Source organism: Methanobrevibacter sp. (genome assembly GCF_017431965.1).
GTDB lineage: Archaea > Methanobacteriota > Methanobacteria > Methanobacteriales > Methanobacteriaceae > Methanocatella.
In genome coordinates, this window is sequence record NZ_JAFRKB010000035.1 from 1 (window position 1) to 14858 (window position 14858).

Below are 14858 nucleotides of genomic sequence, written 5' to 3' on the forward strand. Positions count from 1 at the left end.
GATGAGAGTGCAAGCCAGCTGCTCATTACCTTAACCAGTGAGTTTAATGATCAGCCTGTCAGGGGAAGCAACATTGCAGTTGCCATTGATGGTGTGAATTCCACTCTTAAGACAGACTATAATGGTCAGGTTAAAGTTTCCGCAGCAAAACTGGCTTCAGGCACTCACACTGTGGATGCTTATTATAAGGGAACCACCAAGTATAATCCGGCCAGCACAAGCGTTGATTTCATTATTAAAACTGATACTGATCTTTCAGTGATTAACAATGCCAATGAACTTGTTGCCACTTTAACAAATGCAGCTACCGGTCAGGCAATTCAAGGAGCTAACGTAAGGTTTGTCATCAACAATGATAAATATACAGTTAAAACCAATTCAAATGGTCAGGCTGTGCTTTCCACCAGCGATTTGGCTTCAGGCACTCACACTGTAACTGTCTCTTATAATGGTAACAGCAAGTATAATCCTTCCAACACAAGTATAGATATAACTATTAAATCAGGCACTGATTTGGTTGTTGGGGATTTCCTTGTTGAATATGGTGTTGATTCAGAATTGTCAGCTATTTTAATCAACAGCGAAACAGGTCAGGCAATTAAAGGCGCCAATGTGATATTTGAGGTTAATGGAGATAAACTTACTGCCAAAACTGATGCTTCAGGTCAGGCTAAAGTAACCGTTTCCGGTTTGAATCCGGGCAAGTATACCGCTTCCGTTTCATATAAAGGTAACGGCAAATATAAGCCGTCCGGTGAGTCTTTCAATGTTGCTGTAAGCAAGATTACAACCAGAATTTCACTGTATTGGGATGCGAAAACCAATGAACTGGTTGCTACATTGATAAATGCCGTAACAGGCAGCGCAATTAAAGGAGGTAATGTTGTCTTCAACTTGAACGGCACTAAGACTTCCGTTAAAACAGACAAGTTGGGTCAGGCAAGACTTGCGGTTTCAGGTGTGAACCCAGAATATTTCCATGCTGCAATCTCCTATGGCGGAAACAGCAAATACCTCAAATCAATCGCTTCAATAAATATCATTGCAGGAAAGATACCAACTCAAGTTTCCAATGTCTATGATAGGCAGACTCAAGAGGCTGTGGCAACATTGATCAACAGTGAAACAGGTCAGGCCATTAAGGGGGCAACCGTTGTATTCAACATAAACGGCGTGAAGACTGCTTTTAAAACAGATAAGTTGGGTCAGGTCAAAATTTCAGTTGCAGACCTTGATTTGGGTCAAAATTCAATCAGCAGCTCATACGGCGGAAACAGCAAGTATACAGGTTCAACTGCTAACATAAATATAGTTAAAACTTAAAAGGGGAATGTTTCTCCATAGTTAATTTGGAAATTATTCCTTGGAATATTTCTCCAAATTACTACTTTTTTCTTTTTTTACCAGTTCATGTGTACGCTCTTAGAAGTGTTGTATTGTTTTTTCAAATACTCATCAAATTATTGATTTTGGATTTAATATTTTAAGCATTCTAATGAAGAACTGTTGCAATTATTGCATGTTATTATGTTTAAATTGATTTTAATTTTCAGGGCATTTTTCATAGTGATTTTTTTTAAGAAAAATATGATGTAGTTGTCCGTAACATTTAACATTTTACTAATTTTTAAATCTTTAGTTTAAAGAAAAAAGCAATAATGATGACATATTTTGAATTTTGTTGTTATTTAGAAATTTAATTTATGGTGGGGATGATAATATCCATGAAGATTTTCGTTATTTTTTTTATAAATTGAATATTCTTTTAAGTTTGGACTGTATAATCTGAACTAGTTGAGAAAAACTCTTGTTTTAATATTATATGTCTTTAAAAACGGCCGGAGGATAGATTTATAGAAATATTTAATATTATGCATGTATATAATATATTACATGGGAAAAATATTGGAGGAAAAAAGATTCATGATAAATAAAAAGATTATGGTGCTGGCGCTGATACTTGTTAGCTTGATGACAATATCATGTGTTAGTGCAGCCGAAGACGGAAACGATGTGCTAAACACGATTTCTGTTGATGGCATTGATGATGAACAGGTTGCTGAAGCTTCTGTCGATGATGCAGGTAATGATATGTATAACACTTCCAGTGCAAGTGTTGATTTTGTTTTTGAAGGGATAAACACCACTATTGACTGCAATTATGATGAGAATTATGAAATGTTGTACATCACTTTGCTTGATAATACCAACTTGCCTGTTAAATATGCTGATTTGGTGATTAATTTTAATGGAAAAACCTATAACCGCATAACTAATGATTATGGTTGTGTTGAATTTTATGTCGGTGGTTTCGCTTCAGGCACTTATCCTGTCAATGTTTCTTATGCGGGTAATGCTACATATAATCCTGCTTTTACAAGTTATGATATTGTCATTGGCCGTGAAGGCAGTATTCTTTACTGTGATTATTATGCAGATGATAGGAAATTGGCAATTACTTTGACTGACCCTTATGCTCAAGCTATTGTCCGTGCTAATGTTATGGTCAATCTTGGTGGTGGTGTTAATTATAATCTTGTAACGGATTATAATGGCATGGCTATTATATCCATTCCTGATTTAGCTCCTGGCCCTTATACTGCAAATGTTTATTATGAGGGCAGTAATTACTATGATCCTGCTTTTACAAGTTATGACTTTAATGTTCCAAAATTTGATACAGACATGTCTCTTGTTTATAGTAATGATGAGTTAGTTGCTACATTGCTTAATAATGTTACAGGCATACCTATTAAAGGTGCAAGTGTTGTTTTCAAATTTAATGATGTATCTGCTACAGTTAAAACCGATGTTAACGGTCAAGCCAAATACTATTATGTGGAGGGAGGCTCTTACACAGCCACTGCATCCTATAAAGGTAATACCAAGTATAATCCTTCCACTGCAAGCGTCGAATTCACTATTAAAATAAGCACTAGCATTTTCTTGGTCTACAATAACGGTGCAAGAGAAGTGGTCGCTACATTAATTGATGATGCTACAGGTCAGTTCATCAAGAATTCTAATGTGAGCTTTGAGGTTAATGGCGTGAAATCCACTGTCAAGACTGACGCAAACGGTCAGGCAAAAGTTTCCGTTGCAGACTTGGCACTAGGCAACTATAGGGTCACAGCCAATTATCTAGGAAACAGCAAATACTACCCATCCTCTGTAACAGTTGATTTCACCATAACTAAAATCATGACCACCATTTCACAGTATTACGATGAGGCAACCCAGGAGCTGGTTGCCACATTAATCAACAGTGAAACCGGCCAGGCAATTAAAGGCGCTACCATAGTATTCAATTATAATGGTGTAAAAACAGCCGCAAAAACCGATAAGCTAGGTCAGGCAAGATTACATATTGGTGAGCCTGTAGTTGAAAGCGCAAGCCTTTCATATGGAGGAAACAGCAAATACCTAAAATCCTATGCTTCAATAAAATTTGCAACTGATAAAATATCAACCGTTATTTCCAATTTCTATTACAAGGAAACACAGGAAGTAGTTGCTACCTTAATCAACAGGGAAACCGGCCAGGCCATCAAAGGCGCAACTGTAGTGTTCAACTTCAATGGCATGAAAACTGCTTTAAAAACCGATAAGTTCGGTCAGGTTAAACTCTCAGTCGAAGATTTGGTTCCAGATGAATACTATATAAGCAGCTCATATGGCGGAAACACCAAATATGCCGGATCAGTTGCAAGAATAAGTTTCGTTAAAATATAAAGGAGAATTTCACTCTCTCCTTTAACTTTTTTTTATTTTTTTAATAATAATTTACAAAATTTTTTTTATAAGTTAGGATAAATATTAATATAATATTAATACATGGTGATTAAATGGAAAGAAACAGACTTATTATCATTGCATTGCTTGTGATTATAATTGCCCTTTTAGCAGCAATATTTGCAATAATGCCAAATTTTACAAAAGTAGATTCAAAACTTGAAATAATTGGTAATGATACAATTAATGAAGGCGATAACCTTCAAATTAAGTTGACTGATGTTAATGGAGTTGCATTAGCTAATCAAACTGTAAAAATAACCTTCATTGATAAAGATAACTCCAATTCTGACTACTCTCTAGTCACTAATGATGAAGGTGTTGGTGAATTAAAAATTGACAAAAGTGTTGGGGATTATACTGTAACTGTAAGTTATGATGGCAATAATGGTTATAATGGTTGTGATGCAACTAAAAAGATAACTATTGAAAAAAAAGCTACTGAATCCCAAAAACAGGTATACGCTTACAAAAGTGACGGTACCCCAATGTATAGTCAAGAAGAAGTTGATAACTATGTACAAAGTAAATATGGTGCAGTAAATTATCACATCCAAGATAATGGATATATTAACATAGATGATCCTGGATACACTGATGATGGTGCTAGGGTGGTCAAAGGGGGAGTAAATAAAAATGGTAAAACATACGAAAGATCTTTCTATGAAAATTATATTATGGGAAAGTAATGGAGTAGCAAGAAATACTCCATTCACATATGGTGATTGACATAATTTTTTATAGGTGATATTATGGAAAAGAATAAACTGATTATTATTGCATTAATTGTAGTTATTATTGCTCTTTTAGCAGGAGTATTAGTATCAATGCCTAATTTTGCAAAAACAGATTCAAAACTTGAAATAATTGGTAATGATACAATTAATGAAGGTGATAACCTTCAAATTAAGTTGACTGATGCCAATGGAACAGCATTAAGTAATCAAACTGTCAACATCACAATTACTGATGAAAACAAATCAAGTGATTATCATTCAGTTGTTACTAATGAAAATGGTATTGGTGAATTAAAACTTGAAAAAGATGCAGGAGAATATAATGTAACTATCAATTATGCTGGAACTGATAATTATAATGGTTGTAATGCAACTAAAAAATTAACAATTAAAGAGAAGGTTACTGAAGCGACTGTCGAACAGACTTCTAGTGAACCACTGTACCTTTCAGACACTGGAGAACCAATTAGTGAAGCTGATTACTACACACTTAAAGTTTATGGTAAAAGTGCTAACAGTGAAGAAGAATGGGAAGCACAAAAAGCCAGTTTGGGATATTGATATAATTAAAAAGTAGATGCTTCGGCATTTACTTAAATTTTTCTTTTTTTTACTAAATTTTCAGGTACTATAATCTATGTGAATGCTTATTTTATTTTGTGTTTTCATTCTTCACATCTCATTTTAACAACGTGTTCCCTTCATAATTTTGATGCTGCTTTGGCCAAAGAAGCACTTTTCGCCATTTCGTGTAGATAAAGTTCTGGAATTATTGTTGGAAATTGTTATATACATATGATTGACACAATATTATATAATATTATATTATTTTAGGTGTGATTATGGAAAAGAATAAACTTATTATTGTTGCATTACTTGTGATTATTGTTGCTCTTTTACTTGGAATATTTGCAGTTACATCAAATTCCAATAAAACAGATTCAAAGTTAGAAATAACAAGCAATAATACACTTAATGAAGGAAGCAACTTAACTGTTAAATTAACAGATATTAACGGCACTGGAATTTCTGGTGAAACAGTTAACATAACCATCACGGATAAGGATGGTGGAAGTTATTATACTTCAGTAATTACCAATTCTAGTGGTGTTGGTGTGCTGGAATTGGATAGAAGTGTTGGAAACTATACAGTTAACTGCTCTTATTATGGAAATGATAACTATACTGGAAATAGCACTCAACAAAAGTTAGAAATTATTGAACAACCTATTGCGCATTCATCCAGTTCATATTCTAATGATATTTCTTATACTCAAAATGATAATCGGCCTGCTGTTGATTCTAGTGGAATAACAAGAGAAGAAGCAGATTATTGGGGTTGGGAATATACAACAGAACATGGTGGGCATTATATAGGTTCTAATGACCATTGGGATGAAAATGCAGGAATGTATCATGATTGAGGTGAAATGATGGATAAGACAAAAATTAGTTTGATAATTCTAATTTTGATTATTGTAATTTTAACAATAGTTGCAACATTTAGTATGGGATTAGCGAAAACAGACACTAAAATTTATTTTATGAGTAATGAATCTTTAAGTCATGATGACTATATTAAAGTTGGCCTTCAAGCAGAATTTGATAATCTTGCGGGTAAAACAATTCATTTTAAATTCATTGATGATAAAGGAAATGTTAGTGAATACTCAGTTGATACAGATGTCAATGGAAAAGCTAAATTAAATCTAAAAGACATTGATGCAGGTAATTACACTGTTAATATTACATTTGAAGGTGATGATAAATATAATCCATCATCTACTTCTCAAAAACTGGAAATAAAAGATAATGTTGTAGAAGAAAATGTAACTCAGCAATCAACACAATCTTCAGGTTCATCAAATGATGGATTATATTATGATGAAGAAATAAATGTTTATTATGATAGTAATGGAATAATTGTTGATCCCGATGGACAACATTTTCAAGGTGCTGGAGAAAGTTATAGTAAATATCGTGATGCAAGAGATAGGTGGGAACGTGGTGAACCAGTTATGGTATAATGCCCAGTAATAAAACTATCTTTTTTACTTTTTCTTTTTATTTTTTTGAACAGTTTTTTTCTATAAATAATATGGATTTCTTGCCAAACAATTTCGTACTTAAACTATTTAGACCTTATTTTCGTGCATCCTTCCCTTCATAATCTTGATGCTCCTTTGGCCGAAGAAGCACTTTTCGCCACTTCGTATAGATTAAATATGAATGTTACTATGGGTTGCTGTTATTTTCAATGCAGGAATGATTAAATCAATAGTTTTGTGAATCATTTTAAAAAGAGAGAGTTTGGTGTTTAAATTTGAGGTGGTTTTAAACACCAAGATTTAAGGAAAATTTTTTTTTGGCAGATTTTTAATTTTCCAACGACTTGTATTAAATTAGAGGAAATTGTGAAAATCTAATTTAATATTTTTTAGAGATAATATGGAGAGTTTTTTAGGTTCACCTAAATTACATCCCTATATCTTAATTCATCACAATAGTATATAAAGCTTTCCATTTTTTTAGGTATTCCTAAAAATTAAAAAAGAGTTTTTTGGAAAACTCTTGGAGCTTTCCTAAATTAATTTTTGAATTTCTTCGCGAACGATCTTATTGACCATTCCACCATCGGCCTTTCCTTTAAGTTCCTTCATGCACATTCCCATTAAAGGACCCATGGCGCCCATCTGACGTTCTTTCACCATTCCCTCATTTTTGGCAACGATTTCAGAAATTATGTTTGCAACATCACTTTCACTGAGCATGGTCAAGTTGTTCTTCTCGGCTATTTCGGAGATTTCCTCATCAGGTGTTTTTATTGTTTCAATAGCTAGCTTTCTGACACTGTCCTTAGCTATTTTACCTTCACCGAGCAGTGTGAAAATTCCTTTATAGTGGTCTAATGTCAAGACATCAACATCATAGCCTTCCCTTTTGATTTCACGCAAATCATATGCAAGAAGTGATGCGACCGGTGTTGCATCCACATCGACATCTGCCAATATGGCTTCAAAGGTGTCTGCAGTCTGCCTTTTGACAAGTTGTGTTGCAAGGTCTTCACTTAATTTGTATTCCTCAATGATTCTTGCTTGCTTTACGTCAGGCAATTCAGGCAAGTCGTTTGCAATAGGTTCGATTCTATCGGAGGTGATCTTGAATAAAGGAATGTCGGTTTCAAGATACATCCTGTTTGCGGTTGGAAGCGGCCTCATGTATTCTGTGTTTCCATCTTCAAGTGCTTTTCTTGTCTCTTCCACAACACCGTCAAGGCCTAGGTTGGCTCTTCTTTTAACTTCCTCCAAAGCGGAAATTGCGATATCTTCATCATGCGCTACAATGATGAATGCATCATCATCGCCGATGCCTAAAAACTCATTGACTTTGTCGACTTCGTCTTGGGTTATTCCGTAAGCAGGCAATTCATCAGAGTGGAAGATTCCGGAAACTCCACGTTTCTTGGCATAGCTTGCAATCTCTGTTCCAAATCTTCTGCCAGGCTGCACTTCGCGGCCAATCAAACCATCAAATCCTTTCAAAACAACAGCTTTAATGGTTGGGGCTGATTTTAAGATTTTGGATTCGGTATCTTCAAACAATTCATCCAATGTGTGAATCTCTTCCAAGACTTCAGCATTTCTTTCATTCAGCTGTTTTTTAATGTCAATTAATTCAAGCTGTCTTGTAACTTCGCGGTTTACGATTTCGCCCATCAAATCCAAATCCTGCACACCTTTTATTTCTACACGCGCACCTTCTGCAATGGAGATGTTCAAGTCCTGTCTGATTGTTCCAAGACCTCTTTTAACGTTGGTACTTCTTAAGATTTGACCGAGCATATATGCGACTTCCCTTACTTGATCAGGGTGGTGCATTGAAGGGTCGGTTGTGATTTCTGCAAGAGGAATACCTAATCTGTCCAATCTGAATTCGGTAAATCCGTCCTTGGTTTCAATTCTTCTTGCAGCATCTTCCTCAAGACCAAGACTTTCAATAATTACTTTTCCATAAGGGGTGTCAAGGTAGCCGTCGGTTGCAACCATACCTGTTCTTTGAAATCCTCCGGTGTTACTTCCGTCAATAACCTGTTTTCTCATGGTATGGAATTCATCCACAATGTGCATGTTCATCAAACATGCGATGGTAATACAGATGTCAAGAGCTTCTTCATTTAAGCTGTGAGGAGGTTCGTCATCGTTTTCAACAAGACAGGTATGCTTTTCAAAGTTTTCGTATTTGAAGTTGAGTCCCCTTAAGGATTCTTGAAGAGCAGCTCTGTCGATTTCCCCAAGCTCTGATTGTGTTGGCCTTAATTTTCTTTGAATCAATTCATCAAAATCATCATCAACAAGTTCTGTTTTGCATGGACAGAATAGCTTGTGCTGGCTGTTTAACTGTTGGTGAATTTCAAGTCCCATTTTTAATCCTAATTTTTCGTAATCCATTCTAGCACTCCCTTAATTCAAGAAATCCTTAATTGATGATTTTTCGGAAAATTCACCTGCAATGTTTTCTTGCATAATCTCTTTTACTTTAGCATAATCGTCACTTTGGCCCAATGCCCAACATAATTTCACATAGGTGGTTTCAGGGGTCATGTCAAGGCCTGAAATAACTCCAGCATCAAGAATATTGCGTCCGGTTGAGTAGACATTCATGTTCACCCTTCCGTAAAGGCACTGTGAGGTCATGATGACTGGAATGTTTTCATCTTGCGCTCTTTTCAATGAGTCAATCAAGTCATTCGGCACATGTCCAAGACCTGTTCCCTCAATGACAAGACCCTTATATCCCTTATCAATGTGATAGTCAATGTAATCAGCAGAAATTCCCGGAAAGCTTTTGATGAATCCGACTTTATTTTCAATGGCAGTATTCAATTCAAGGTCCTGGCTGCCGCGTTTGACATAATCATATTCTGGATTGATGTTAACCTTTTTGTTTTGGATTTTAGCTATTGGCTGAGCATTGATGCTTCTGAATGTATCTCTTCTTGAAGTGTGCATCTTTCTTACCTTTGTTCCTTTGTGAAGGTAAGTGTACTCATCGTTCAGGCTTCCGTGCATGCAGACACACACTTCGGCTATGTCTGATTTTGCTGCAACTACAGAGTCAATCAGGTTGATGTTAGCGTCACTTGAAGGCCTGTCTGAACTTCTCTGAGCGCCGGTAATGACAATAGGCACTGGTGTTTTGACCATAAAGCTCAATGCAGCAGCAGTATAATGCATAGTATCTGTACCATGAGCTATTACCACTCCGTCTGCGCCGCCGGAAATGTCATTGGCTATTTCTTCAGCCGCCTTTACCCAGTATTCGGGTTTCATATCCTCACTTAAAATATTGTATAATGCTTTTACATTGTAATTGGCATAATCAAGCAATTCAGGGTTTGCCTTTACAAGATCTGATGCTGTGAACTTAGGATGGACAGCCCCTGTCCTGTAGTCAATGACGGATGATACTGTACCTCCTGTTGACACGATTGAGATGTTCTGTTTTGCATCGTCATGAGGAATTTCGGTTTCATCATAGCCGATTTTTGGCTTTTCACCCTTCTCGATTAGCTCGCAAGTAGTATTTTCGATAGCTACCCCGATATTGTATCCGCTTGATAGCTTGATAACAAGATACCCGTCATCGGCATCTTCGGGCCTATCAAGCAAAATGCCAGTATAGGAGATGTCCTCTTTGTTAACTTTAACGGTATCTCCTATGCTGATGCCATATTGTTTTATATAATCTTGGGAAATTTCTTTATAAGTCATCAAATCACACTAAGAATTGTTTTTTAACCATTCAGCTCCCGCTTCTAAAACTTCAATATTCACATCAATAACTTTTGGTTTTGATGCAAACATTTCACGAATGGCATTTTCATAAGATTCACGTTTCAATACATCTGTCAGCTCAGTCAATGCTCCAAGCAATGCGGTATTAGCGGTTCTTGCGTTTCCATGTTCTTCTGCAATGTCAACGCATGGCATTGGAATGACTTTGATGTCTTTGTCGGTTGAGAACTCACCGATATGGGCATCATAAAGTATGACTCCGCCTTCCTTAACGTCCTGTGAGAATTGTGCCAGTGAAGGTTTGTTTAATGCAATAAGAATGTCAATATCATCAACGACAGGGGTTCCTATAGTCTCATTGGAAATCACAACAGAACAGTTTGATTTTCCACCTCTTTGTTCAGGTCCGTAGCTAGGATACCAGGATACGTGCTTTCCTTCGGCACATGCTGCCTGAGCAATTGTCAAACCTGCACTTAAAACTCCCTGACCTCCAAATCCACTGACCTTGATGCTCAATGGATTGATGTCATCATCAACATAACCTGAGTCATCGCTTCTTGAAACATTGAATATCTTATCCAATGATTCGGTTGAAAAATCACTTTCGGGCCTTACAACTGGCTCTTTTTGATATAAATTATTTCTGAAGTTTTTGACAGGGAATTCTTTTTCCATCTGTTCTTCAATGAATTTTTGAGCACTTGCAACATCCTGTTTTAGGTTTGTTGGACAAGGTGACAATACTTCAACAAATGAATATCCTTTTCCTTCTTTTTGAACGGTCAAAGCCTGTTTGATGGCATATTTTGCAAGTCTGATTTTTAATGGATTTGCAAGGGATACCCTTTCAATGAATACAGGTGCTTTCAATGTATCAATCAATTCGCACATGTGTGTAGGGTGTCCTGTGTAATCAGGGTCTCTTCCTGTTTGACATGTAACTGTCTTTTCACCGATTAATGTGGTTGGAGCCATTTGCCCACCGGTCATTCCATAAACTGTGTTGTTTACGAAAAATACTGCAATCTTTTCTCCACGATTTGCAGCCTGCAATGTTTCATTCAAACCGATGGATGCCAAATCTCCGTCTCCCTGATAACTCATTACAATGGCATTGTCCTGTGCTCTTGAAATACCTGTAGCCACTGCAGGTGCTCTTCCGTGAGCAGTTTGGAAGTTTCCGCAATTGAAATAGAAGTATGCGTATACTGAACATCCCACAGGTGAAATCATTACGCATCTTTCCTGAATTCCAAGTTCATCCATACATTCGGCAATTAATTTGTGTAAAATTCCATGTCCACAACCGGCACAGTAGTGTGTAGATTGAATATTGGTTCCTTTTCTAGGATATTCTTCTAAAAGGGATTGTGGATTTCTACGTATTTGCAATTCATAATCTTTATCATTAAAATCTTTTTCACTCATTTTTCCACATCCTTTAATCAATAATATTCGGGCTTGCCTTTTCTTCACTTCTTTTTGAAGTGTCTATGCTTTCATCTTCAAAGCCAGCTATTTCATAGATTTTTGCAAGAATATGTTTCAATTCAATCAGGTTACCGCCCATTCTGTTGACAAGATAAGTATCCTCTTTTCTCAATGCCGCAAACTGTACGTCAGCCAATAGCTGGCCGTTACTCATTTCAACGGATATGAAACTTACGCCCTTATCAGATAACTCTTTTATTTTATCTACTGGGAAAGGTGATAATGTGATAGGTCTTAAAAGTCCAACTTTCAAGCCTTTTTCACGGCTTTTGTCAACAGCTGATCTTGCAATCCTGCTGCTGATACCGTATGATACCAGAACAATTTCAGCATCTTCAACCTGATACTCTTCATAGATTACCTCTTCAGCATCGATTTTTGCATACTTTTCCTGAAGTTTGTAGTTGAAGTCTTCTAAATCATTAAAATCATTAAAGATTGAAGTAATTAGATTATCCATGGTTTCCTTGGTTCCTTTAACGGCCCAATCCTTATCGTTTTTAGGTTCGATAGCTTCCTTAGGGAATTCCAGTGGTTCGGCCATCTGACCTAATGTGCCGTCTGCAAGTACAACTACAGGGTTTCTCCATTTATCGGCAAGTTCAAACGCTTTCATGGTTAAATCACACATTTCCTGAACGCTGTTAGGTGCTAAAACTATGTTTTTATAGTTTCCATGACCTCCACCTTTGACAACCTGATTGTAGTCTCCCTGTTCCGGCCCGATGTTTCCAAGTCCAGGTCCTGCCCTCATGATGTCGACAATAACTGCAGGCAACTCGGCGCCTGCGAGGAATGTGAAACCTTCCTGCATTAAGCTTATTCCAGGTCCTGATGATGAGGTCATAACCCTGTGACCGGTTCCGGATGCACCGTAAACCATATTGATTGATGCCTCTTCACTTTCTGCCTGAACAAAGTTTCTTCCAACCATAGGGAAGTATTTTGATGCTTCATGCAATATTTCGCTTGCCGGAGTAATTGGGTATCCGAAGAAACAGTCACAGCCGGCATACATTGCGCCGATGATTACTGCGGTATTTCCTTTAACCATTTGATTACTCATTTAATTTCCCCCTTTGCTTGTTGCTTTAGCTTTAATCATTTTAGCAACTGAATCGTTAACAATTTTTTTATATTGATGTACTTCTAGGGCTAATGGTTCTGGACATGTAAAATAACAGTCTTTACAGCCGGTACAACCCTCGCCGCTATAGTATGCAAATTGATATCCTGCATCGTTCATGTCTTGTGAAAGTAATATTGCATTTTGAGGACATCCGACTATACATCTCATACAGCCTTTGCAAATTTCCTTATTAATAACTGGGAAAGATATTTCTTCTGTCATTTTATCCCCTTAAATTATTTTTGTCTTTTTCTCTGATTTCAACTCTCCTTGTTTTACCGCTTATGGTCTCAGGTAATTCATCGGTATATTCAACCATTCTTGGGTATTTATAAGGAGCTGTAACTCTTTTAACATGATTTTGAATGTCTTTGGTAAGTGAATCTGATGGTTCAAAGTCAGGTTGAAGGACAATTGTCGCCTTTACAATCTGGCCTCTAACTTCATCAGGATAAGCAGTAATCGCACAGTGGCGTACAGCTTCGTGAGAAAGCACTGCACTTTCAACTTCATAGGGTCCAATACGGTATCCTGAAGATTTGATGATGTCATCGTTTCTTCCAACGAAGTGCACATAGCCGTCCTCATCAAACCATGCGGTATCTCCGCAGTGGTAGAATCCGTCATGCCATTGCGCAGCCTGTTTTTCAGGGTCTTTATAATATTCTTTGAATAGTCCTGGCGGAACACCTTCGGAGACGTTAAAACAGATTTCTCCTTCGTCACCTATTTCAACAGGATTGTCATCTTCATCGTGCAGTTCTATTTTGTAAAGTGGGGAAGGTTTTCCAATTGATCCGACTTTTGCATCCAACCAGATGAATGTTCCGATTGATAATGTGGTTTCGGTTTGACCGAATCCCTCTTTAATTCTCAAGCCGGCAATGTCATAGAACCTTTCGGATACTTCAGGAGGTAAAGGTTCACCTGCTGTTGCAACATATTTTAAGTTTGAAAAGTCATATCCATCAATGTTTTCTTTAATCAGGAATCTGTAAACTGTTGGTGGTGCACAGAAGGTGTCCACCTTGTTTTCTATGATTTTTTCAAGTAATCTGATTCCGTTAAATCTCACATAATCATATATGAAAATAGCTGTTCCGGCAATCCATTGACCGTATATGTTTCCCCAAACGGCTTTTCCCCAGCCTGTATCTGATGCTGTGTGGTGGATTCCGTCTTCCACAACATTTTGCCAATATTTTGCGGTTGGAATATGGCCCAGGGCATAAGTGTGTCTGTGTGAAACCATCTTTGGAAGTCCGCTTGTACCTGATGTGAAGTAAATCATGAAAATTTCATCCGCCATAGGATTTTCATCCCCTGTTGGTCTTTCATAAACGGGACTTTCCTCTTTTATTGCTTCATTGAAATTGATCCATCCTTCTCTGTCGGTTTCAATTACAAGCTTTTTCAAATCCCAATCAAGTTCTTTTTCGGCTTCCTCATAATCGGGTAATAATGAATCTTCTTCTACAGATATAATGGCTTTTACTTCTGCCTGCTTTAATCTGAAGTCAATGTCATGAAGCTTCAGCATGTGGGTTGCAGGAATGGCCACTGCTCCAAGTTTGTGCAATGCAACCATACAAATCCACCATTCGTATCTGTTTTTCAGGGTAAGCATTACAGCATCGCCTTTTTTGATGCCTAACTTTTTAAGCAGGTTGACTGTCCTGTTTGAATATTCTTTCATGTCTTTGAATGTAAATGTGTGATTTTCATCGTCATCATTGGTCCAGACTAAAGCTCTTTTATCGGGATCAATTTCAGCATATCTGTCCACCACATCAAATCCAAAGTTAAAGTCATCATCATATTTTAGTTTGAAGTTTTTGAAAAAATCTTCATACGAGTTAAATTCGACTCGCTCTACAAAATTTTCTATTAATGAAGTCATTTAATAATCTC

Annotated in this window: 12 protein-coding genes; 6 read left to right on the forward strand and 6 right to left on the reverse strand. The window is 36.8% G+C overall.

The features are described 5' to 3' along the window. The 6 genes from IJI93_RS04780 to IJI93_RS04805 all read left to right on the forward strand — a co-directional run. A partial coding sequence (locus IJI93_RS04780; RefSeq protein ID WP_292820678.1) for an Ig-like domain-containing protein occupies positions 1 to 1323 on the forward strand: 1323 nt, incomplete at its 5' end. A 570-nt stretch (positions 1324 to 1893) separates the two neighbouring features. Continuing rightward, positions 1894 to 3732, forward strand: coding sequence for an Ig-like domain repeat protein (locus tag IJI93_RS04785; protein ID WP_292820681.1), 1839 nt, complete (start codon positions 1894 to 1896; stop codon positions 3730 to 3732). A 113-nt stretch (positions 3733 to 3845) separates the two neighbouring features. Continuing rightward, the gene (locus tag IJI93_RS04790; protein WP_292820684.1) at positions 3846 to 4481 is read left to right on the forward strand and encodes a hypothetical protein; all 636 of its coding nucleotides are present in this window, start codon (positions 3846 to 3848) and stop codon (positions 4479 to 4481) included. Positions 4482 to 4544: 63 nt separating this feature from the next. Continuing rightward, entirely contained in the window at positions 4545 to 5090 is a 546-nt protein-coding gene (locus IJI93_RS04795; RefSeq protein ID WP_292820687.1) for an Ig-like domain-containing protein, read from the forward strand. A 281-nt stretch (positions 5091 to 5371) separates the two neighbouring features. Further along, complete coding sequence (locus tag IJI93_RS04800) at positions 5372 to 5953, forward strand: Ig-like domain-containing protein (RefSeq protein WP_292820690.1); 582 nt, start codon at positions 5372 to 5374, stop codon at positions 5951 to 5953. 9 nt (positions 5954 to 5962) lie between these two features. Beyond that, positions 5963 to 6556 (forward strand): Ig-like domain-containing protein, encoded by a 594-nt coding sequence (locus IJI93_RS04805; RefSeq protein WP_292820693.1) that lies wholly within the window; start codon positions 5963 to 5965, stop codon positions 6554 to 6556. Positions 6557 to 7111: 555 nt separating this feature from the next. On the opposite strand, the gene gatE is transcribed toward IJI93_RS04805, so the two are convergent. From gatE to IJI93_RS04835, 6 genes are read right to left on the reverse strand one after another with little or no spacing between them, the layout of a single operon-like run. Further along, positions 7112 to 8977 carry a Glu-tRNA(Gln) amidotransferase subunit GatE gene (gene gatE / locus IJI93_RS04810; RefSeq protein WP_292820696.1) on the reverse strand — a complete coding sequence of 622 codons (1866 nt, stop codon included), beginning with the start codon at positions 8975 to 8977 and terminating at the stop codon, positions 7112 to 7114. A 12-nt stretch (positions 8978 to 8989) separates the two neighbouring features. Then, on the reverse strand, positions 8990 to 10300 hold the full coding sequence (gene gatD / locus IJI93_RS04815) for a Glu-tRNA(Gln) amidotransferase subunit GatD (protein WP_292820699.1): 1311 nt from the start codon (positions 10298 to 10300) through the stop codon (positions 8990 to 8992). A 9-nt stretch (positions 10301 to 10309) separates the two neighbouring features. Then, positions 10310 to 11755, reverse strand: coding sequence for a 2-oxoacid:acceptor oxidoreductase family protein (locus IJI93_RS04820; protein ID WP_292820702.1), 1446 nt, complete (start codon positions 11753 to 11755; stop codon positions 10310 to 10312). A gap of 13 nt (positions 11756 to 11768) precedes the next feature. Continuing rightward, a complete protein-coding gene (locus tag IJI93_RS04825; protein WP_292820705.1) occupies positions 11769 to 12884 on the reverse strand; it encodes a 3-methyl-2-oxobutanoate dehydrogenase subunit VorB in 1116 nt (371 codons plus the stop codon). Continuing rightward, positions 12885 to 13169, reverse strand: coding sequence for a 4Fe-4S dicluster domain-containing protein (locus tag IJI93_RS04830; protein ID WP_292820708.1), 285 nt, complete (start codon positions 13167 to 13169; stop codon positions 12885 to 12887). Position 13170: 1 nt separating this feature from the next. Further along, positions 13171 to 14847, reverse strand: coding sequence for an AMP-binding protein (locus tag IJI93_RS04835; protein ID WP_292820711.1), 1677 nt, complete (start codon positions 14845 to 14847; stop codon positions 13171 to 13173). Between the last annotated feature and the right edge of the window lie 11 nt (positions 14848 to 14858).